Source organism: Paucibacter sediminis (genome assembly GCF_030254645.1).
GTDB lineage: Bacteria > Pseudomonadota > Gammaproteobacteria > Burkholderiales > Burkholderiaceae_C > Paucibacter_B > Paucibacter_B sediminis.
The window spans coordinates 3,265,001-3,285,467 of record NZ_CP116346.1; the positions used below are offsets into that span (position 1 = coordinate 3,265,001).

The 20,467-nt window shown below is 65.2% G+C and carries 13 protein-coding genes and 2 rRNA genes (1 of these 15 only partly in view); 9 read left to right on the plus strand and 6 right to left on the minus strand.

Annotated features, from left to right (window positions below):
- Positions 1-2,656: ribosomal RNA gene (locus PFX98_RS15135) — 23S ribosomal RNA — on the plus strand (it extends 224 nt beyond the left edge of the window).
- 195 nt (positions 2,657-2,851) lie between these two features.
- Positions 2,852-2,964, plus strand: a 5S ribosomal RNA gene (gene rrf, locus PFX98_RS15140).
- Positions 2,965-3,028: 64 nt separating this feature from the next.
- Here the strand turns inward: rrf and PFX98_RS15145 are convergent.
- The 3 genes from PFX98_RS15145 to PFX98_RS15155 are packed head-to-tail and all read right to left on the minus strand — an operon-like array spanning position 3,029 to position 4,928.
- Entirely contained in the window at positions 3,029-3,613 is a 585-nt protein-coding gene (locus PFX98_RS15145; protein WP_285231321.1) for a GNAT family N-acetyltransferase, read from the minus strand.
- Positions 3,610-4,464, minus strand: coding sequence for a dienelactone hydrolase family protein (locus PFX98_RS15150; RefSeq protein ID WP_285231322.1), 855 nt, complete (start codon positions 4,462-4,464; stop codon positions 3,610-3,612). Before PFX98_RS15150 ends, PFX98_RS15145 begins: the two co-directional genes overlap by 4 nt.
- Positions 4,461-4,928, minus strand: coding sequence for a carboxymuconolactone decarboxylase family protein (locus tag PFX98_RS15155; RefSeq protein ID WP_285231323.1), 468 nt, complete (start codon positions 4,926-4,928; stop codon positions 4,461-4,463). Before PFX98_RS15155 ends, PFX98_RS15150 begins: the two co-directional genes overlap by 4 nt.
- A gap of 215 nt (positions 4,929-5,143) precedes the next feature.
- On the opposite strand from PFX98_RS15155, the gene PFX98_RS15160 reads away from it, so the two are divergent.
- The 4 genes from PFX98_RS15160 (at position 5,144) to PFX98_RS15175 (ending at position 8,484) form a co-directional block, all read left to right on the plus strand.
- The gene (locus PFX98_RS15160; protein WP_285231324.1) at positions 5,144-5,716 is read left to right on the plus strand and encodes a GbsR/MarR family transcriptional regulator; all 573 of its coding nucleotides are present in this window, start codon (positions 5,144-5,146) and stop codon (positions 5,714-5,716) included.
- Complete coding sequence (locus PFX98_RS15165; protein ID WP_285231325.1) at positions 5,716-7,068, plus strand: cytochrome ubiquinol oxidase subunit I; 1,353 nt, start codon at positions 5,716-5,718, stop codon at positions 7,066-7,068. The genes PFX98_RS15160 and PFX98_RS15165 overlap by 1 nt, the downstream gene beginning before the upstream one ends.
- Positions 7,065-8,060 (plus strand): cytochrome d ubiquinol oxidase subunit II, encoded by a 996-nt coding sequence (locus PFX98_RS15170; protein WP_285231326.1) that lies wholly within the window; start codon positions 7,065-7,067, stop codon positions 8,058-8,060. Before PFX98_RS15165 ends, PFX98_RS15170 begins: the two co-directional genes overlap by 4 nt.
- Positions 8,061-8,244: 184 nt before the next feature.
- Positions 8,245-8,484: a hypothetical protein gene (locus PFX98_RS15175; RefSeq protein ID WP_285231327.1), complete on the plus strand. Its 240-nt coding sequence runs from the start codon at positions 8,245-8,247 to the stop codon at positions 8,482-8,484.
- Positions 8,485-8,497: 13 nt separating this feature from the next.
- Here the strand turns inward: PFX98_RS15175 and PFX98_RS15180 are convergent, their stop codons facing one another.
- On the minus strand, positions 8,498-9,019 hold the full coding sequence (locus PFX98_RS15180) for a GNAT family N-acetyltransferase (protein ID WP_285231328.1): 522 nt from the start codon (positions 9,017-9,019) through the stop codon (positions 8,498-8,500).
- A gap of 158 nt (positions 9,020-9,177) precedes the next feature.
- On the opposite strand from PFX98_RS15180, the gene PFX98_RS15185 reads away from it, so the two are divergent.
- Positions 9,178-9,564 (plus strand): SET domain-containing protein, encoded by a 387-nt coding sequence (locus tag PFX98_RS15185; protein WP_285231329.1) that lies wholly within the window; start codon positions 9,178-9,180, stop codon positions 9,562-9,564.
- 18 nt (positions 9,565-9,582) lie between these two features.
- Here PFX98_RS15185 and PFX98_RS15190 read toward each other — a convergent pair whose 3' ends face one another.
- A complete protein-coding gene (locus tag PFX98_RS15190; RefSeq protein ID WP_285231330.1) occupies positions 9,583-10,284 on the minus strand; it encodes a YecA/YgfB family protein in 702 nt (233 codons plus the stop codon).
- A gap of 78 nt (positions 10,285-10,362) precedes the next feature.
- Entirely contained in the window at positions 10,363-12,990 is a 2,628-nt protein-coding gene (gene alaS, locus PFX98_RS15195) for an alanine--tRNA ligase (RefSeq protein WP_285231331.1), read from the minus strand.
- Positions 12,991-13,140: 150 nt separating this feature from the next.
- Here alaS and PFX98_RS15200 point away from each other — a divergent pair, with 150 nt between their 5' ends.
- Together PFX98_RS15200 and PFX98_RS15205 are read left to right on the plus strand one after the other, a co-directional pair.
- The gene (locus tag PFX98_RS15200; RefSeq protein ID WP_285231332.1) at positions 13,141-14,631 is read left to right on the plus strand and encodes an NAD-dependent succinate-semialdehyde dehydrogenase; all 1,491 of its coding nucleotides are present in this window, start codon (positions 13,141-13,143) and stop codon (positions 14,629-14,631) included.
- Positions 14,632-14,687: 56 nt separating this feature from the next.
- Positions 14,688-20,435 carry a PAS domain S-box protein gene (locus tag PFX98_RS15205; protein WP_285231333.1) on the plus strand — a complete coding sequence of 1,916 codons (5,748 nt, stop codon included), beginning with the start codon at positions 14,688-14,690 and terminating at the stop codon, positions 20,433-20,435.
- Positions 20,436-20,467 lie beyond the last annotated feature (32 nt).

Below are 20,467 nucleotides of genomic sequence, written 5' to 3' on the forward strand. Positions count from 1 at the left end.
CGAGATTCCGAAAGTAGTGGCGAGCGAAATCGGAGTAGCCCTCGCGTTTTAGCAGTTTGTATATCAGAACGGAATGGAAAGTCCGGCCACAGCGGGTGATAGCCCCGTATGAAAAATGCAGATTGTGGAACTAGGCGCGAATAGAGTAGGGCGGGACACGTGAAATCCTGTCTGAATATGGGGGGACCATCCTCCAAGGCTAAATACTCGTAATCGACCGATAGTGAACAAGTACCGTGAGGGAAAGGCGAAAAGAACCCCGGGAGGGGAGTGAAATAGATCCTGAAACCGCATGCATACAAAAAGTAGGAGCCCGCAAGGGTGACTGCGTACCTTTTGTATAATGGGTCAGCGACTTACATTCAGTGGCGAGGTTAACCGAATAGGGAAGCCGTAGAGAAATCGAGTCCGAATAGGGCGAATCAGTCGCTGGGTGTAGACCCGAAACCAAGTGATCTATCCATGGCCAGGATGAAGGTACCGTAACAGGTGCTGGAGGTCCGAACCGACTAGTGTTGCAAAACTAGCGGATGAGCTGTGGATAGGGGTGAAAGGCTAAACAAACTTGGAAATAGCTGGTTCTCTCCGAAAACTATTTAGGTAGTGCCTCAAGTATTACCATCGGGGGTAGAGCACTGTTTAGGCTAGGGGGTCATGGCGACTTACCAAACCTATGCAAACTCCGAATACCGATGAGTACAGCTTGGGAGACAGAGCACCGGGTGCTAACGTCCGGACTCAAGAGGGAAACAACCCAGACCGCCAGCTAAGGTCCCTAAAATTGGCTAAGTGGGAAACGAAGTGGGAAGGCTAAAACAGTCAGGATGTTGGCTTAGAAGCAGCCATCATTTAAAGAAAGCGTAATAGCTCACTGATCGAGTCGTCCTGCGCGGAAGATGTAACGGGGCTAAGCCAGTTACCGAAGCTGCGGATGTGCAATTTATTGCACGTGGTAGGAGAGCGTTCTGTAAGCCTGTGAAGGTGGGTTGTGAAGCCTGCTGGAGGTATCAGAAGTGCGAATGCTGACATGAGTAGCGTTAAAGGGGGTGAAAAGCCCCCTCGCCGTAAGCGCAAGGTTTCCTACGCAACGTTCATCGGCGTAGGGTGAGTCGGCCCCTAAGGCGAGGCAGAGATGCGTAGCTGATGGGAAACAGGTAAATATTCCTGTACCGATCTGTAGTGCGATGTGGGGACGGAGAAGGTTAGCTCAGCCAACTGTTGGAATAGTTGGTTCAAGCATGTAGGCGTGCCCTCTAGGCAAATCCGGAGGGCTTAGCTGAGGTGTGATAACGAGTCTGCTTGCAGACGAAGTGAGTGATACCCTGCTTCCAGGAAAAGCCACTAAGCTTCAGCTACAGACGACCGTACCGCAAACCGACACTGGTGCGCGAGATGAGTATTCTAAGGCGCTTGAGAGAACTCTGGAGAAGGAACTCGGCAAATTGACACCGTAACTTCGGAAGAAGGTGTGCCTTTAGTAGGTGAACCATTTACTTGGGGAGCCCAATGAGGCCGCAGAGAATCGGTGGCTGCGACTGTTTATTAAAAACACAGCACTCTGCAAAGACGAAAGTCGACGTATAGGGTGTGACGCCTGCCCGGTGCTGGAAGATTAAATGATGGGGTGCAAGCTCTTGACTGAAGTCCCAGTAAACGGCGGCCGTAACTATAACGGTCCTAAGGTAGCGAAATTCCTTGTCGGGTAAGTTCCGACCTGCACGAATGGCGTAACGATGGCCACACTGTCTCCTCCAGAGACTCAGCGAAGTTGAAATGTTTGTGATGATGCAATCTCCCCGCGGAAAGACGGAAAGACCCCATGAACCTTTACTGTAGCTTTACATTGGACTTTGAACAGATCTGTGTAGGATAGGTGGGAGGCTTTGAAGTAGGGACGCTAGTTTCTATGGAGCCAACGTTGAAATACCACCCTGGTGTGTTTGAGGTTCTAACCTTGGTCCCTTATCGGGATTGGGGACAGTGTATGGTGGGCAGTTTGACTGGGGCGGTCTCCTCCCAAAGTGTAACGGAGGAGTTCGAAGGTACGCTAAATACGGTCGGAAATCGTGTTGATAGTGCATTGGCATAAGCGTGCTTGACTGCGAGACTGACAAGTCGAGCAGGTACGAAAGTAGGACAAAGTGATCCGGTGGTTCTGTATGGAAGGGCCATCGCTCAACGGATAAAAGGTACTCTGGGGATAACAGGCTGATACCGCCCAAGAGTTCATATCGACGGCGGTGTTTGGCACCTCGATGTCGGCTCATCTCATCCTGGGGCTGTAGCCGGTCCCAAGGGTATGGCTGTTCGCCATTTAAAGAGGTACGTGAGCTGGGTTTAAAACGTCGTGAGACAGTTTGGTCCCTATCTTCCGTGGGCGCTGCAAGATTGAGAGAGCCTGCTCCTAGTACGAGAGGACCGGAGTGGACGCACCTCTGGTGTATCGGTTGTCACGCCAGTGGCATCGCCGAGTAGCTAAGTGCGGAAGAGATAACCGCTGAAAGCATCTAAGCGGGAAACTCGTCTCAAGATGAGTCTTGCCGGGGCCTAGAGCCCCCTGAAGGGTCGTTCGAGACCAGGACGTTGATAGGCTGGGTGTGGAAGCGCAGTAATGCGTTAAGCTAACCAGTACTAATTGCCCGTGAGGCTTGACCCTATAACTTTGACAGTTCGAAAGAGCAAGTCAGAGCTTATTGAGGTAAGCACAAGTTATGCTGTTCTTCAGAAGTCTGAATTGAACGCAATCAAAATCAAAGCTGATTCGAAGCGCGCAAGAGCCAACGCCCTTGTATAATGCGCAACTCTACAAATTGGGTAAGTTGTTCCAGCAACAACTTGCCAACCAGTTAAGCCTGATGACCATAGCGAGTTGGTCCCACTCCTTCCCATCCCGAACAGGACAGTGAAATGACTCAGCGCCGATGATAGTGCGGATTCCCGTGTGAAAGTAGGTCATCGTCAGGCTAATATCCAAAGCAAACCCTCCGCCTCTTATGAGTCGGAGGGTTTTTGCTTTTAAGGGTCGCAATTACTTGAATTCAAGTTGATCATCCGGCCAGGCCGGGTTGATCAGGGCATAGAGGTCGTGATCGCGCCAGGCGCCGTTGATGAAGAGGTAGCGCTTGCTATGGCCCTCATGCGCAAAACCAAGGCGCCGCAATACTTGCCGGCTGCGCGTGTTTTCCGGGCGCACGGCGGCCTGCAGACGGTGCAGGCCTACGCGTTGGCTGAATATCTCGTCGCGCACCACTGCCAAGGCCTCGCTCATGATGCCTTGGCCTTGCCGTTGAGCATCCAGCGAGTAGCCCAGCATGGCACTCTGGAACACGGCGCGCGATACCTGCGAGACCTGGCATTGGCCGATCACCCTGGTCGGCGCATCCTGGCTGCAGATCCACCAGCGGTAAGCCTGGCCCTCCTCAAAGGCCAGGGCGGCAAGTTGCAGGCGCGCCGCCACCTGATCTGGCGCGAAAAAGCCCGCCGGCGAAGGCGGATCCCAGGGTGCGAAGTGCGCCTGATTGCGCAGATAGAACTCGCTCACCGACTCGCTGAGCGCCACGTGGGGCGCGCGCAGCAGCAGCCGTGGCGTCCGCAGTTCGCTGCTGGCGCTCATTGGAGCTGCGCTTTCAGAAAGGCCAGCATCTGCGCACGCGAGGCCTCCCTCGCAGCAGCGTTGCCGCCCACGTGGACGCCCTGGCCCGGATGCACGCCATTCGGCACGTCCTTGCGCAACTTGACGGGCGCACTCGAGTCAAAGCCGTGATAGGCGGCGGCATAGCTATGCAGCTGCACCTGCGGCTTGGCGGCCGCAGCCAGTGCCGCGCAGGGCTCGGCCGGAGTCCAGTCATCGGCCGCACCCACCAGCAACTGCAGCGGTGCCGCCGCCATATAGCCGCGCTTGAGTTCAGCCTCGCAGCCTGGGTAGAAGGCCACCGCAGCGCGCGGCCTGGGGCTTGCCTGCGCCACCTCGGCATGGGTCAGATTGGTGGCCGCCAGCACGGTGCTGCCGCCGTTGGACCAGCCCAGCAGCGCCAGGCGCGCGGTGTCCACATCGCCGCGCTGAGCCAGCCAACTCAGGGCCCCGAGCACGTCCAGACGGCGATTTGCCATCGTCACTGCACGCGTGCCGATGCGCTGCGTGCAGAGCTCCGTTTCTCCACGCGCGCCGAGCGAGTCGAGGACCAGCACATGCCAGCCCTGCTGGTTCAGCAGGGCGCTGTAGTCGCGCATGCGGACCGAAAGCTTGCCGCGGCCGTCATAGGGGCCACCGCAGCCATGCAGCAGCACGACGGCGGGGCGAGCGCCCGGCGCCTCGGCGGCGTACCAGTAGGCCTGCAGAGGCAAGGCCTGACCCCCGCGCTGCTCCAGGCTGGGCACCGATAGCGGCACGGCAGGCGTGGCAGCGTTGGCCGCCATTCCCATCAGCAGTGCGCCGGCAAGCAGGTAATGGCGCTGCCGCTTCATGCTGCTGGGCGCGGCAGTGGCGGCGTGAAGCGCAGCGCTACCGCGATGCGGTTCCAGGCATTGATGTTGGCCACTGCCGCGGTGAGGTAGCCCAGCTGTGCCGGCCCGAACTCGGCCAGGGCCTCTGCATAGAGTGCGTCGCCGACGCCGTCGGCTGGCTTGCAGAGCGCCTCGGTCCAGGCCAGGGCGATGCGCTCGCGCGGGCTGTAGACCGGCGCCTCGCGCCAGGCCGCCAGCAGGTCGAGCTTGGCGGCCGGCATAGCGAGCCCGCGCGCCATATTGAGATGGAACTGCAGGCAGAAGGCGCAGGCGTTGATTTGCGACGCACGCAGCTTGATCAGCTCCAGCAGGTCCTTGGGCAGGCCTGATTCGTTGATGGCCTTGCCCAGGGCGAGCAGGGCTTCGGACACACCGGGTGTCAGGCTGGCGAATTCGGGACGGTCTATGCGTGCGGCGGTGCTCATGGCGTTCTCCTTGACTCGCCATTATTCAGGAGCCGTGTTGCTGCTTGTCGGTGTGTGCCTGCCGGCGGGCGCCCCTCACGCAAGGCCTTGCCTCGGGCTCAGGCATTCCAAATTCCTTTGTGAAAGTTCAGTAAATACTGAAAATACAGCAATACCTTGAGATGGATTAAACGAAGAGTGCCGGCGCTTTGCCCTGGCGCAAGGAGTGAAATGCAATGTCGTCAACGACCATGAGTCCCCTGGTGCGCAGCTTTGTGGCGCACTTCGGCGAGATGGGCAGCCGCTGGGGTATCAACCGCACGGTGGGGCAGATCTACGCGCTGATCTACGTCTCGCTGCGGCCGCTGAATGCCGATGAGATGGCCGAGGCTTTGGAGTTCAGCCGGTCCAATGTGAGCATGGGCTTGAAGGAGTTGCAGGCCTGGCGCTTGGTCAAGCTCAGGCACCTCCCGGGGGATCGGCGCGAGTACTTCGAGGCTCCCAGCGACGCCTGGGAGATCTTCCGCACCCTGGCGGAGGAGCGGCGCCGGCGCGAGATCGAGCCGACGCTGTCGATGCTGCGCAATGCCCTGCTGGAAGCGCCGGCGAGCGAGGAGGACCGGGTGGCGCAGGAACGCATGCGCAGCATGCACGACCTGATCGAGCTGATGACGACCTGGTTCGACGATGTGCAGCGCATGGACTCGCAGACCCTGGCCCAGCTGATGAAGATGGGTTCCAAGGTGCAGAAGCTGCTGGAGTTCACCGGCAAGGTCAAGGTGCTCAGCGGCGGCAAGGAGGCACGTTGATGGATGCCGTCCTGCTCGCGCGCCTGCAATTCGCGCTCAACATCAGCTTCCACATCCTGTTCCCCACCATCACCATCGCACTCGCCTGGGTGCTGCTGTTCTTCCGCTGGCGCTGGCTGGCCACGGGCGCGGCCAGCTGGCTCTCGGCCTACCGCTTCTGGACCAAGGTGTTCGCGCTCAGCTTCGCGCTGGGCGTGGTCAGCGGCATCACCATGAGCTTCCAGTTCGGCAGCAACTGGCCGGGCTTCATGGAGCGGGCCGGCAATATCGCCGGGCCGCTGCTGGGCTACGAGGTGCTGACGGCCTTCTTTCTCGAGGCCAGCTTCCTGGGCGTGATGCTGTTCGGCCATGGCCGCGTCAGCGAACGCGTGCACCTGATCGCCACCGCCCTGGTGGCCGGTGGCACCACGCTCAGTGCCTTCTGGATCCTGAGCCTGAACTCCTGGATGCAGACACCGCAGGGTTTCGAGATCATCCAGGGTGAATTCCATGCCAAGGACTGGCTGGAGGTGATCTTCAACCCGTCCTTCCCCTACCGCCTGGCGCACAAGCTGCTGGCCTCGGGCCTGACCGTCGCCTTCCTGCTGGCGGGCGTGAGCGCCTGGCAGTTGCTCAAGCAACGCGTGCAGCCGCATACCGGTGCGGTGCTGCGCGTGGGCCTGACCCTGGCGGCCGTGCTGATCCCGTTGCAGATCTTCATGGGCGACCAGCATGGCCTCAACACGCTCAAGCATCAACCGCAAAAAGTCGCGGCGATGGAGGGCTTGTGGGAGACCGAGCGTGGCGCGCCGCTGCTGCTGTTCGCATGGCCGAATGAGCAGACGCGCCGCAACGACTACGCGATCGAAATTCCGCGCCTGGCGAGTCTGATCCTGACCCATGAGGCCGATGGCGAGCTGCGCGGGCTGAACGAGTTCCAGGGCGCGCATCCACCGGTGGCACCGGTGTTCTTCGCCTTTCGCGTGATGGTGGGCATGGGGCTGGCGATGCTCGCTGCGAGCTGGCTGGCCTGGTGGCTGTACCGCCGCCGGGGCTGGCGACCCGAGGAACTGCCGAGGCCGCTGCTGCGGCTGCTCGCCTGGATGAGCTTCTCCGGCTGGGTGGCCACGCTGGCGGGCTGGTATGTCACCGAGATCGGCCGGCAACCCTTTCTGGTCTATGGCTGGCTGCGCACCGCCGAGCTGGCCTCCGCCACGCCGGCGCCCACCATCGCCCTGAGCCTGGCCGGCTATGCCTCGCTCTATCTGGGCCTGCTCCTGGCCTATGTGATGGTGGTCAAGACCATGGCCGAGAAGACGGCCGCGGCGGAGCCCGTTGCACCGGTCAATTTCAATCGGAGGGTGGCCGCATGAGCGCCGAACAATGGATGCCGCTGGTTTTCATGGCGCTGATGGGTTTCGCCCTGCTGCTCTACGTGGTGCTGGATGGCTATGACCTGGGCGTCGGCCTGCTGATGCTGGGCGCCAGCGATGCCGACAAGGATCGCATGATCGCCTCCATCGGCCCCTTCTGGGATGCCAACGAGACCTGGCTGGTGCTTGGCGTGGGGGTGCTGCTGATCGCCTTCCCCAAGGCCCAGGGCGTGGTGATGCAGGCGCTCTATCTGCCCATCGTGCTGATGCTGATGGGCCTGATGCTGCGCGGCGTGGCCTTCGACTTCCGCGTCAAGGTGCAGGCCGAGTGGAAGCCGCTGTGGAACCGCGCCTTCATGGGCGGCTCTCTGCTGGCCGCACTGGCGCAAGGCTGGATGCTGGGGCGCTATGTGACGGCGTTCCAGCCTGGCGGCTTGTTTGACGCCTTTGCCCTGCTGATCGCGCTGGCGCTGACGGCGGCCTATCTGCTGCTGGGCGCGACCTGGCTGATCATGAAGACCGAGGCCCTGCTGCAACAGCGCGCCATCCGGCTGGCGAAGCGCGCCTGGCCCTTGTTGCTGCTGGGGCTGGCGGCCATCTCGGTGGCCACACCCTGGCTCAGCCCGACGGTGCGCGAGCGCTGGTTCACCATGCCGGGCTTCATCGCCTTGCTGCCGATTCCGCTGACCAGCGCGCTGGCATTGCTGGCGCTGCGCGGGCTGCTCAACTCCAGCCGCATCGTCGGCAAGCTGTGCTGGGCGCCGTTTGCGCTCATGGTGCTGGTGATGCTGCTGGGCTTCTTCGGCCTGGCCTACAGCCTCTATCCCTATGTGGTGATGGACCGCATCACCGTCTGGCAGGCGGCCGCGGCTCCCAAATCGCTGCAGTTCATCCTGGTGGGCTGTGCCATCACCGTGCCGGCCATACTCGCTTACACCGCCTTTGCCTATCGGGTGTTTTGGGGCAAGGCCGGCGAGCTGAGCTATGCCTGAAGTCATTGCAACTCGTCGCGCTGCACCGCAAGTCGCGCCGGAAAGCCGGCAGTTCGTCACCTCCCCCTGGCAAGCCGGCGCGTGACTTCAGATACTTCTTCCAACGCTTCGAAGAGGGGGAGTCATGTTGCAAAAAGAAACCAGCAGGTCACGCAGCGCAATACGGGCACTGGGCATCGCTGCATTGAGCGCAGCCTGCCTGGCACCGAGCCTGGCGCAGGCCAGCGAGGTCGTCAAGCTGGCACGCCTGGTCATCACCGGCAAGCGCGCCAGCACCGAAGCCACGCTGCCGCGCGGCACCGAGGCGCAAACCGTGCAGCAATTGCCGCGCGTGCTGGTCGAGGGGCAGCGTCTGCAGCCCGAGGCCTCGTTCAGCCCCATGGCGGTGCTGTTCGGCTCACGCCCGGTGGTCAAGCCGATCTGAGTTTGACCCGCGCTCAGGCCCAGGTCGGTGGCCTGGGATGCAGCCTCGCCATCGCCAGGCTGTCCACATACTGGCCGTCGCGCAGCGCATAGGCGCGCATGCGGCCCTCATGCTGAAAGCCGCAGCGCTCATAGAGGCGGATGGCACGCGTGTTGTCCGCGTAGACCCCCAGCTCGATACGCAAGACCTGACCCCAGTTGTCGGCATAGTCGATTAGCGCATCCATCAGAGCCCGGCCAATGCCCTGGCCCTGGGCGGCCGACGCCACCGAGATGCCCAGCGACATCACATGGCGGCGCCGCAGCGCCAGCCCCGCGGGATGCAGCCCGGCCATGCCCAGCACCTTGCCATCGAGTTCGGCCACCAGATTGATGTCGCTCTTGCCCGGCGCCGAGGTTTCGAGCAGGCGCTGGCGCCACAGCTCCTCGGTGGGGTAGGGCAGTTGCAGCAGCCCGGCGTAGACCTCGGGCTCGCGCATGAACTGCATGACCGCGCTGGCATCGCTGGGCAGGGCGCGGCGTAAGGTCAATGGCATCTCGGTAGTCCTCGTCGTGAGCAGGGGGCTCCATAATGCCGTACGCCAGCGTCCCTGACCAAATGCCACGCCTCACCGAACTTCCCAGCCCAGCCGCGCTCACTGCGGCGCCATCGCCCTTGCCCAAGGGGCAGCCGCAGCCAGCGGAGAAATTCGCCTTGCATGCCGGCCCGTCGCGCATCGACGGCCAGGGCGTGTTTGCCGACGAGGCCATTCCGGCGCGCCGCAAGATCGGCGAGATGCGTGGCGAGCTGATCTCGGTGGCCGAGGCACGCCGCCGCATCAAGGGCCGCGAGCGCATCCATGTGGTCGAGCTGAGCGAGAAGCGCGCGGTTGACGCCACGCATGATGCGGGCGTGATGCGCTTCATCAACCATTCCTGCAGCCCCAACGCGGTGCTGCGCATCCGCCAGGGCCGGGCCGAGTTCTATGCGCTGCGCGATATCGAGCCGGGGGAGGAGCTCACCGCCCACTATGGCGAGAGCCACCACGAGGGGCGGCTGCGCTGCCGCTGCGGCGCGCCGAATTGCAGCGGCAAGCTGTGAGCCTGTTGGGCCCGCGGCTCAGGAGTTGAGCTGGGCGCCGGCGGGCGGTTGCAGCCAGAACAGGCGCAGATCCTGCGCCGCATAGAGCGCATCGTCCACCAGCACGTCCTGGTCCACCTCGTCCTCGGGTTCGTAGGCCTCGTTGATATAGGCCTCGCGCTGCTCGCCGGCCGGCATCGCCACGGCGGCGATGGCCATCAGCAGCGAGTCCAGCATCTGGCCGGCTTCGCCCTCGGCATCGTGGGCGTACCAGCTTTCCTCGAAATCATCCACGGCCTGCATAAAGCCCTCGGCCCACATCACGCCGGGGGCGGGCAGCTCGTCGAGCTGGTCGGCGGTGAGCACGCCTTGCGACAGCAGGGAGGCGCGCGTGGCCTCGTCGAACTCGGTGATCAGCGGCGAGAGGCGCAGCGCATCGGCATTCTCCATCAGGGCCTCGGGATCGAGCGCCTCGGCGATCTCGTTCCAGCGCTCGTGCAGCACTTCCATGAATTCGTCCACCGCCTCGCGTTCCTCCAGCACGGCCGGCCAGTCTTCGCCGAACAGGGCGTCCATGGCCTGCAGCGGCGAGGCATCGGCGGGGCCGCAGATCAGCGCGGTCATATAGCCGTCCAGCGTGTCGATGGGCACGGCGTCCTCATCGTCCTCCACGGCGGCAGCCAGGATGTTCAGCAGGGCGGCCAGGCGCTCTGCGTTGTCGTGGTCGATCTCTTGGCTCATGCGCATTTCCTTGGCTACAGAAAGAACAAGGGCCCCCGCTTGAACCGGGGGCCCTTGCTGAAGTGATTGTCTATCGGATCAGAGCTTGCCCGCTACCCAGGCCTGCACGCCGGCCAGGGCCTGGGGCAGGGCCTTGGCATCGGTGCCGCCGGCCATGGCCAGATCGGGCTTGCCGCCGCCCTTGCCGCCGACCTGCTGCGCGACGAAGTTCACCAGCTCGCCAGCCTTGAGCTTGCCCACGCTGTCAGCCGTGACACCCGCAGCCAGCTGGACCTTGTCGCCATCCACGGCGGCCAGCACGATGGCTGCGGTCTTGAGCTTGTCCTTGAGCTTGTCCATGGTCTCGCGCAGGGTCTTGGCGTCGGCGCCCACCAGGGTGGCAGCCAGCACCTTGATGCCCTTGACGTCCACCGCCTGGGTCAGCAGCTCGTCGCCCTGGGCCGAGGCCAGCTTGCTCTTGGCGGCGCCGAGTTCCTTCTCCAGCGCGCGCAGCTGATCGAGCACCGCATGCACGCGGCTCTCCAGCTCGGCGGGGGCGGCCTTGAGCGTGCCGGCCACCGCCTGCACGGTGGACTCCAGCGACTGCAGATAGGCCAGGGCGTTGTCGCCGGTGACCGCCTCGATGCGGCGCACGCCGGCGGCCACGCCGCCTTCGGCCACCACCTTGAACAGGCCGATGTCACCGGTGGCCTTCACATGCGTGCCGCCGCAGAGTTCCTTGGAGCTGCCTATCGAGAGCACGCGCACGGTCTCGCCATACTTCTCGCCGAACAGCATCATCGCGCCGCTCTTCTGTGCATCGTCCAGCGCCATCACCTCGGCCTTGGCTCCGGCGTTGGCGAGGATCTCGGCATTCACAATGGCTTCCACGCGCTTGACTTCAGCCGCGCTCAGCGGGGCGTTGTGGGCAAAGTCGAAGCGGGTGCGCTCGGCATTCACCAGCGAGCCCTTTTGCTGCACATGGGCGCCCAGCACCTCGCGCAAGGCCTTGTGCATCAGGTGGGTGGCGCTGTGGTTGCGCACGGTCTTGGCGCGCGCCTCGGCATTCACGCGGGCGACGAACACATCGCCGGCCTTGATCGCGCCTTCCAGCACGCGGCCATGGTGGCCGAACACATCGGCCTGTATCTTCAACGTGTCCTCGACGGCAAAGCGGCTGCTGTTGTTGCGCAGCTCGCCGCTGTCGCCCACCTGGCCGCCGCTCTCGGCATAGAAGGGGGTGTGGTCTAGAACGATGACGGCATCGTCACCGGCCTTGGCCTCGGCCACCGCCACGCCATCCACGTAGACGGCCGTCACCACCGAGGTCTCGCAGACCAGGTGGTCGTAGCCGTGGAAGGCGGTGGGCTGGCCCTGGTATTCCAGGCCCTGGGCCATCTTGAACTTGCCGGCCGCACGGGCCTGCTCGCGCTGGCGGTTCATCGCGGCCTCGAAGCCGGCCTGGTCCACCGTCACGCCGCGCTCGCGGCAGACGTCGCCGGTCAGATCGACCGGGAAGCCATAGGTGTCGTGCAGCTTGAAGGCGGTTTCGCCATCGATCTGCTTGGCTCCGCTGGCCAGTGCTGCTTCCAGGATCTCCATGCCGTTGGCAATGGTCTGGAAGAAGCGCTCCTCTTCCTGCTTCAGCACCTCGGTGACGCGAGCCTGAGCCTGGCGCAACTCGGGATAGGCGTCGCCCATCTGCTGCACCAGCTCGGCCACGATCTTGTGGAAGAAGGGGGTGCGGGCGCCCAGCTTGTAGCCATGGCGGATGGCGCGGCGGGCGATGCGGCGCAGCACATAGCCGCGGCCCTCGTTGCCGGGGATCACGCCGTCGACGATGGTGAAGCTGCAGGCGCGGATGTGGTCGGCGATGACCTTGAGCGAGGCGCTGTCCTTGTCGCAGTCTTGTGCACCGGCGCCGTCGACGGCCGCCTTGGCCGCGGCCAGCAGGCCGACGAAGGTGTCGATCTCGTAGTTCGAGTGCACATGCTGCAGCACCGCAGCCAGGCGCTCCAGGCCCATGCCGGTGTCCACGCTGGGCTTGGGCAGCTTGTGCATCACACCGTCTTCGGTGCGGTTGAACTGCATGAAGACGTTGTTCCAGATCTCGATATAGCGGTCGCCGTCTTCATCGGGGCTGCCCGGGGGGCCGCCGGCGATCTCGGGGCCGTGGTCGTAGAAGATCTCGGTGCAGGGGCCGCAAGGTCCGGTGTCGCCCATCATCCAGAAGTTGTCGGACATGTAGCGGCCGCCCTTGTTGTCGCCGATGCGCACGATGCGCTCGGCGGGCACGCCCACCACCTTGTTCCAGATGTCAAACGCCTCGTCGTCCTCGGCGTAGACGGTCACCCACAGCTTCTCGGCCGGCAGCATGAAGTGCTTGGTCAGCAACTCCCAGGCATAGCTGATGGCGTCATGCTTGAAGTAGTCCCCGAAGCTGAAATTGCCCAGCATTTCGAAGAAGGTGTGGTGGCGCGCGGTGTAGCCGACGTTGTCCAGGTCGTTGTGCTTGCCGCCGGCGCGGATGCACTTCTGGCTGGTGGTGGCGCGGGTGTAGGCGCGCTTGTCGAAGCCCAGGAATACGTCCTTGAACTGGTTCATGCCCGCATTGGTGAACAGCAGCGTCGGGTCGTCGCCGGGCACCACCGGGCTGGACGCCACGATCTGGTGACCCTTGGATTCGAAGAACTTCAGAAATGTCTGGCGAATCTCAGCTGCTTTCATTCCGGGCGCTTTCTCGTCAACCCTCAGCGTGGCTGGGGTAAATGCTTGATTTTTGGGGGCCGTTGATTATAGGGGCGGGTGTTGCCCGGGCCACCCTCGGCGGCGGGGTAGAGTGCTGTCTCCAATCCCTGACGATCGACGGAGTTTTCGATGGACAGCAAGCCCACCCCCCTGGCCGCCCTGGATGACGCCAGCCTGCTCAAGACCCAGAGCCTGATCAACGGCGAGTGGGTGGCCGGCGGCGCGCGTTTCGCGGTGCACGACCCCGCCACCGGGGCCTTGCTGGCGGAGGTGGCGAACCTGGGCGCGGCCGATACCGAGGCGGCGATCGCCGCCGCCAACGCGGCCTGGCCGGCCTGGCGCAGCAAGCCGGCCAAGGAGCGCGCGGCCATCCTGATGCGCTGGCATTCCCTGCTCATCAAGCACACCGAGGACCTGGCCCGCATCATGACGGCCGAGCAGGGCAAGCCCCTGGCCGAGGCGCGCGGCGAGGTGGCCTATGGCGCCAGCTTCATCGACTGGTTTGCCGAGGAGGGCAAGCGCGTCTATGGCGAGACCATCCCCACCACCGACAACAACAAGCGCTACATCGCCATCAAGCAGGCGATGGGCGTGTGCGCGGCGATTACGCCCTGGAACTTCCCGATCGCAATGATCACCCGCAAGGTCGCGCCGGCGCTGGCGGCCGGCTGCACCGTCATCATCAAGCCCGCCGAGCAGACCCCGCTCTCCGCCCTGGCCGTGGCCGAGCTGGCGCAGCGTGCGGGCATGCCGGCCGGGGTGCTGAACGTGCTGACGGGCGATGGCGAGCAATCCATCGCCATCGGCAAGGCGCTGTGCGAAAGCGATGTGGTGCGCCACCTCTCCTTCACCGGCTCCACCGAGGTGGGTCGCATCCTGATGCGTCAATGCGCGCCCACCATCAAGAAGCTCTCGCTGGAGCTGGGCGGCAACGCCCCCTTCATCGTGTTCGACGATGCCGACCTGGACTCGGCCGTCGAGGGCGCGATGGCCAGCAAGTACCGCAATGCCGGCCAGACCTGCGTGTGTGCCAACCGGCTCTATGTGCAGGAGGGCGTCTACGACGCCTTCGTCACCAAGCTGGCCGCCAAGGTGGCGGGGCTCAAGCTGGGCAACGGCTTCGAGCCCGGCGTCAACCTGGGCCCGCTGATCGACGCCCAGGCGCTGGCCAAGGTCGAAAGCCATGTTGCCGATGCGCTGGCCAAGGGCGCGCGCCTGGTGGCCGGCGGCAAGCCTGCCGAAGGCCAGGGCGGCGGCCAGTTCTACGAGCCCACCCTGCTGGCCGACGTCACCAGCGAGATGCTGTGCGCGCGCGAGGAAACCTTCGGCCCGGTGGCGCCGGTGTTCCGCTTCCAGACCGAGACCGAGGTCATCGCCCTGGCCAACGACACCGAGTTCGGTCTCGCCAGCTATTTCTACAGCCGCGACATCGGCCGCATCTTCCGCGTCGGCGAGGCGCTGGAGTACGGCATGGTGGGCGTCAACACCGGCCTGATCTCCACCGCCGAGGTGCCCTTCGGCGGCGTCAAGCAGTCGGGCCTGGGCCGCGAGGGTTCGCGTCATGGCATCGAGGACTATGTGGAGCTGAAGTACCTCTGCCTGGGTGACATCCAGAAATAACATCAGAGCCACGCGCTGAAAGGTCGATGATGGCGGATGGCAAACGGGGCGTCCATGTGGCTTTCAGCGCCTGGCTGCGCAGCCTGCGCTTTGTCGACGCCTCGCACGCCTCCGCCATGGCGGTGCTGGTGCTGGTCACCGGCATGGTGCTGAGCTGGTGGGTGGCGCTGTGGGTGGGCGAACAGAACCAGCGCGAGGCGCAGCAGCGCTTCGACGCCCATGCCCAGCGTGTCGAGCTCGAGCTGGAGCGGCGCCTGGCCGTGCCCGTCTACGGGCTGCACGGCGCGCGCGGCGTCTACGCGGCCAGCAGCGAGGTCAATCGCGATGAATTCAGGGCCTATGTGGCCTCGCGCGACCTTCCCGCCGAATTCCCCGGCATCCGCGGCTTCGGCTTTGTGCAGCGCGTGGTGCGCCAGGATCTTGCCGCCTTCGAGGCCGAGGTGCAGCGCGAGGCGGGCATGCCCTTCAAGGTGCGCAGCAGCGGCCAGGCCGCCGACCTGTACGTCATCAAATACATCGAGCCGCTGGCCGACAACATGCCCGCCTGGGGCTTTGACCTGGGCAGCGAGCCGGTGCGTCGCGAGGCGATCGAGCGCGCCATGCGCAGCGGGCAGAACGCGCTCACCGGCAGCATCGTGCTGGTGCAGGACGCGCAGAACCACCGCCCCGGTTTCCTGCTGCTGGTGCCGATCTATCGGCGCGGCGCCGACCCCATCACGCCCGCGCAGCGTGAACGGGCCCTGATCGGCCTGGTCTACGCCCCCATCGTCGCGGCCGAGCTGTTCAAGGGCCTGTCGGCGGTGGCCGAGCAGATGCTGACGGTGCAGGTCTACGAGGGCGCGCAGGTCGCGCCCGAGCATCTGCTGTTCGATTCGGCGCCCGAACGGCAGGACGATATGTCCGCGCTGACGGTGACGCGCGTGCTGCAGTTCGGTGGCCGCGAGTTGCTGCTGCGCCTGCGGCCCTCGGCGCAGTTCGAGCGCGCGCAGTTCGGTTCGACGCCCTCCTGGGTGGCGGCCATGGGCAGTCTGCTGGGCGCCTTGCTGGCGCTGACGGTGTGGCTGTTGGCGGTGGGCCGGCAGCGCGCCGAGCTGCTGGCGCGGCAACTCACGCAGGACCTGCAGCGCTTGGCCATGGTGGCCGAACGCACCACCAACGCGGTGATCTGCACCGACACGCAGCTGCGCGTCACCTGGGTCAACGAGGGCTTCACGCGCATGACCGGCTATGGCGCCGAGGAGGCGCTGGGCCGCATGCCCAACGACATCTTCGGCCATCCCGGTTCCGACCCGGCGGTGCAGCGCGCCTTTGCCGAAGCTGGCCAGGCCGGCCGGGGTTGCCGGCAGGAGGTCTGCAACCGGCGCAAGGACGGCAGCCTCTACTGGGTCGACACCGACATTCAGCCGGTGCACGACGACAACGGCCAGCTGACCGGCTTCATCGAGATCGCGCTGGACATCACCCAGCGCAAGCAGCATGACCTGCTGCTGGCCAATGTCATGCGCGAGAACGAGTCGCTGCTGGACACCATACGCAAGCACGCCATCGTCTCGATCACCGACCGCGCCGGCACCATCATCAGCGCCAACGAGGCCTTCTGCCGCATCAGCCAGTACAGCGAGGCCGAACTGCTGGGGCAGAACCACCGCATCGTCAAATCGGATGTGCAGCCGCCGGTTTTCTGGGAGACGGTGTGGGGCGTCATCAGCCGTGGCAACTCATGGCGCGGGCAGATCTGCAACCGCGCCAAGGATGGCTCGCTCTACTGGGTGGACAGCATCATCGCGCCCATCCTCGGCGCGGACGGTCAGATCGAGCGCTATGTCTCGATCCGCCACGACATCACCGCCAGCCGCATGGCCGCGCGCGAGCTGCAGCGCGAGCGCGAGCGCCTCAGCAACATCATCGAGGGCACCAATGCCGCCACCTGGGAGTGGAATCTGCAGACCGGCGAGGTGGTGCTGAACGAACGCTGGGCCGAGATGATCGGCTACCGTCTGGAGGAGTTGCAGCCGCTCAGTGTGGCCACCTGGCGCAGCCATGTGCATCCGGGCGATCTGCGCGAATCCAGCCAGCAGGCCAAACGCCATGTAGCCGGCGAGCTGCCCAGCTACGAGGCCGAGCTGCGCCTCAAGCACCGCGACGGGCACTGGATCTGGGTGCTGTCGCGCGGCAAGCTGACCTCGCGCACCGACGATGGCAAGCCGCTGTGGATCTCGGGCACCCATCTGGACATCACCGCGCGCAAGCTGGCCGAGGAGAGCCTGCGCAAGAGCAAGTCGCTGCTCAGCCGCGCCGAGCGCCTGGCCGGCGTGGGCGGCTGGGAGCTGGACCTGGACAGCCATGAGCTCAGCTGGTCGGCCGGCTGCTGGCGGCTGTTCGATCTCGAACCCGGCGACATCACGCTGGAGCGGTCACTGAGCTATTTCTCCGAGCGCGACCGCCAGCAGCTCAAGGACGCGATGTACCTCGCCATCCATGAGGGGCAGAACTGGGACATCGAGCTGGATCTGACCACCGCGCTGGGCCGCTTTGTCTGGCTGCGCGCCGTTGGCGAGGTCGAGCGCAATGCCGAGGGCAAGCCGGTGCGCCTGGTCGGCGCCTTTGCCGATGTCACCGCGCGCCGCGAGCTGGAGGCGCGCACCCGGCGCAACAACTCGGTGCTGCGCTCGGTGCTGGACAACCTGCCCTGCGCGCTCAGCGTGTTCGACGGCGACCTGGTGCTGGTGGCGCACAACCAGCAGTTCCGCGATCTGCTGGGCTTCCCGGACCAGCTCTTCGACGGTGCGAGCACCAAGTTCGAGGACATCATCCGCTTCAATGCCGCGCGCGGCGAGTATGGCGAGCATGAGGATCTGGAGCCCACCATCAGCGCCATCATCGAGCGCGCGCGCCACCCCGAGCAGCACCAGCTCGAGCGCACCCGGCCGAACGGCGTGACGCTGGAAGTGCGCGGCTCGCCGATGCCGGATGGTGGCTTCGTCACCACCTATGTCGACATCACCGAGCGCAAGCGCCTGGAGTCCGAGCGCCAGCGCAGCAACGAGCTGCTGCGCGTGGTGCTGGACAACCTGCCCTGCGGGCTCACCGTGATCGATCCGCAGTTCCAGGTGGTGCTGCACAACAGCATGTACACGCGGCTTTACGAGCTTGAGCAGGAGCCGGCGTTGCACGGGCTGGAGCGCTTTGGCGTGGATGAGTTGACGCGCTCGCGCTGGCGTGCGGGCGACTATGGCCCGATCGGCGAGGCCGATGCGGTCGAGTTGGCGCGCGCGCGGGTGCGCGAGGCCTTGCAGCAGCCGCATTTCTGGGAGCGCGTGCGCCCCGACGGCAGGTGCTTGGAGATCCGCAGCTCGCCGGTGGCCGGCTTGGGCTTTGTGTCCACCTACACCGATGTGTCCGAACAGCGCCGCGCCGCCCAGGAGCTGGCGCGCACCGTGTCGCTCTTGAACGCGGTGCTGGACTCCACCACCAAGGTGGCCATTGTGGCCACCGGCCAAGATCGCCTGGTCACGGTGTTCAATCGCGGCGCCGAGCAGATGCTGGGCTACAAGGCCGAGGAGGTGGTGGGCAAGCTCAGCTCGGCGGTCTTCATGCCCGAGGGCGACATGCGTGCCCTGGGCGAGCGAGTCTCGGCCGAGACCGGTGAGCCGCTCAGCGGCTTTGCCGCCCTGGTGCACCCCAGCCAGCTCAACCGAGAGCTGGAGGGCAGCTATCAGCGCAAGGACGGGCAGCAGTTCCAGGTCTTGCGCGTGGTCACCGAGCTGCGCGGCCGCGACGGCGCGCGCTACGGTTATCTGGGCGTCTTCATCGACATCACGCGCCAGAAGGAGTACGAGGCCAGCCTGCAGGAGGCGCGCATCGAGGCCGAACAGGCCAGCGTGGCCAAGAGCCAGTTCCTGGCCAATATGAGCCACGAGATCCGCACGCCCATGAACGCCATCCTGGGCATGCTCAGGCTCTTGCAGAAGACCGGGCTGGATGCGCGGCAGCGCGACTATGCGGGCAAGACCGAAGGGGCGGCGCGCTCGCTGCTGAACCTGCTGAACGACATCCTGGACTTCTCCAAGGCCGAGGCCGGCAAGATGACGCTGGACCCGCACCCCTTCCGCCCCGACCACCTGCTGCGCGACCTGGCGGTGATCCTGGCGGCCAATGTCGGCAACAAGCCGGTGGCGCTGCTGTTCGAGCTGGACCCGCAACTGCCCGAGCTGGTGCAGGGCGATGCACTGCGGTTGCAGCAGGTGCTCAACAACCTGGGCGGCAATGCCATCAAGTTCACCGCCCAGGGCGAGGTGCGCGTGTCGGTGCGCTGCCTGCGGCGCGAGGGCCATCAGCAGGAACTGGAGTTCGCGGTGCGCGACAGCGGCATCGGCATCGCGCCCGAGCACCAGGCGCGCATCTTCACCGGCTTCACCCAGGCCGAGGCCTCCACCACGCGGCGCTTCGGCGGCACCGGGTTGGGCCTGGCGATCAGCCGCAGCCTGGTGGAACTGATGGGCGGCGAGCTCAAGCTCGAGAGCGCGCCCGGCCAGGGCAGCCGCTTCTATTTCAGCCTCAAGCTGCCGGTGCTGGCCGAGGCCAGCCAGCAGCGCCCGGCCGGCGCCGATGGTCAGCCCATCAGCGCCGACATGCTGAACCAGCTGGTGGATGAATTGAGTGGCCGCCAGCTGGACGCGGCCGCCGTGGCGGCCGCTCACACGCAAGCCGGCCCGCGTCTGAGCGGGCTGCGCCTCTTGGTGGTGGAAGACAACGCCAACAACCAGCAGGTGGCGCGCGAGCTGCTGGAAGACGAGGGCGCCCGCGTCACGCTGGCCGAGCATGGGCAGCGCGCCGTGGACCTGCTGCAGGCCGGCCCGCGCGCCTATGATGCGGTGCTGATGGACGTGCAAATGCCCGTGATGGATGGCTACACCGCGACTCGCCTGATACGTCAGCAGCTGGCCCTGACCGAGCTGCCGATTCTGGCGATGACGGCCAACGCCATGGCCTCCGACCGCGAGGCCTGCCTGGCCGCCGGCATGAACGCCCATGTGGGCAAGCCCTTCGATCTGCAGGAGCTGGTGGACTGGCTGTGCAAGCTGACGGGGCACGATGCGGGCGCCGGTGATGGCGTGCCGCGGGCCGCTGAGCCGGGTCGGGGCCTCACCCTGATCGACGACGCGCTGCAGGCGCAAGGCGAGGCCCAGGGCCTGGACCTGCGCGATGCGCTGGGCCGGCTGATGGGCAAGACCGAGCTGCTGCAGCGCATGTGCAAATCCTTCCTGCCGCAGGCCCTGGCCCTGCCCGCCAGCCTGCGCGGCCAGGCGGATCTGGGTGCCGCGGCGCAGGCGCTGCACAGCTTCAAGGGGCTGGCCGCCACGCTGGGGGCGAAGCGGCTCGCCGCGCTGGGCGCCGAGGGTGAGCGCCAGGTCTTGCAGGGCCAGGCGCTGGATGCCGGCTGGCTGGACACGCTGCAGGCCCGCATCGAGGCCGATGCGCGCGCCCTGCTGGCGCATGCCGAGGCCTTGCAGGCGCGCGCCGCGCCGGCCGAAATCGTCGTAGCGGCCGAGGCTGACGCCGCCGCGCTCGACACTGGCCAGCTCGGCGCCGGGCTCGATGGCCTGATCCGGCTGTTGCGCGCCTCCGACCTGGCGGCCCTGGACGCCTGCAGCCACTGGCGCGCCGAACTGCCCGCCGCCTGGCGTCAGGCCCAGCGCGAGGCCCTCGATCAGCTCGATGAAGCGATGGCGAACCTGGACTTCGCCGCCGCGCTGGCGGTGTGCGAGCGCTGGCGCGCGGCGGCCGGGGAGGGCAAGGCATGAGCGCAGCGCAGGGCCGCCCCAAGCAAGCTCGC

Excerpts from the sequence above, each read along its gene's own strand:
- PFX98_RS15180 (WP_285231328.1), bottom strand. The coding sequence starts at position 9,019 with ATGCCATTGACCTTACGCCGCGCCCTGCCCAGCGATGCCAGCGCGGTC.
- PFX98_RS15160 (WP_285231324.1), top strand. The coding sequence starts at position 5,144 with ATGTCGTCAACGACCATGAGTCCCCTGGTGCGCAGCTTTGTGGCGCAC.
- PFX98_RS15155 (WP_285231323.1), bottom strand. The coding sequence starts at position 4,928 with ATGAGCACCGCCGCACGCATAGACCGTCCCGAATTCGCCAGCCTGACA.
- PFX98_RS15150 (WP_285231322.1), bottom strand. The coding sequence starts at position 4,464 with ATGAAGCGGCAGCGCCATTACCTGCTTGCCGGCGCACTGCTGATGGGA.
- PFX98_RS15190 (WP_285231330.1), bottom strand. The coding sequence starts at position 10,284 with ATGAGCCAAGAGATCGACCACGACAACGCAGAGCGCCTGGCCGCCCTG.
- PFX98_RS15145 (WP_285231321.1), bottom strand. The coding sequence starts at position 3,613 with ATGAGCGCCAGCAGCGAACTGCGGACGCCACGGCTGCTGCTGCGCGCG.
- PFX98_RS15165 (WP_285231325.1), top strand. The coding sequence starts at position 5,716 with ATGGATGCCGTCCTGCTCGCGCGCCTGCAATTCGCGCTCAACATCAGC.
- PFX98_RS15170 (WP_285231326.1), top strand. The coding sequence starts at position 7,065 with ATGAGCGCCGAACAATGGATGCCGCTGGTTTTCATGGCGCTGATGGGT.
- alaS (WP_285231331.1), bottom strand. The coding sequence starts at position 12,990 with ATGAAAGCAGCTGAGATTCGCCAGACATTTCTGAAGTTCTTCGAATCC.
- PFX98_RS15200 (WP_285231332.1), top strand. The coding sequence starts at position 13,141 with ATGGACAGCAAGCCCACCCCCCTGGCCGCCCTGGATGACGCCAGCCTG.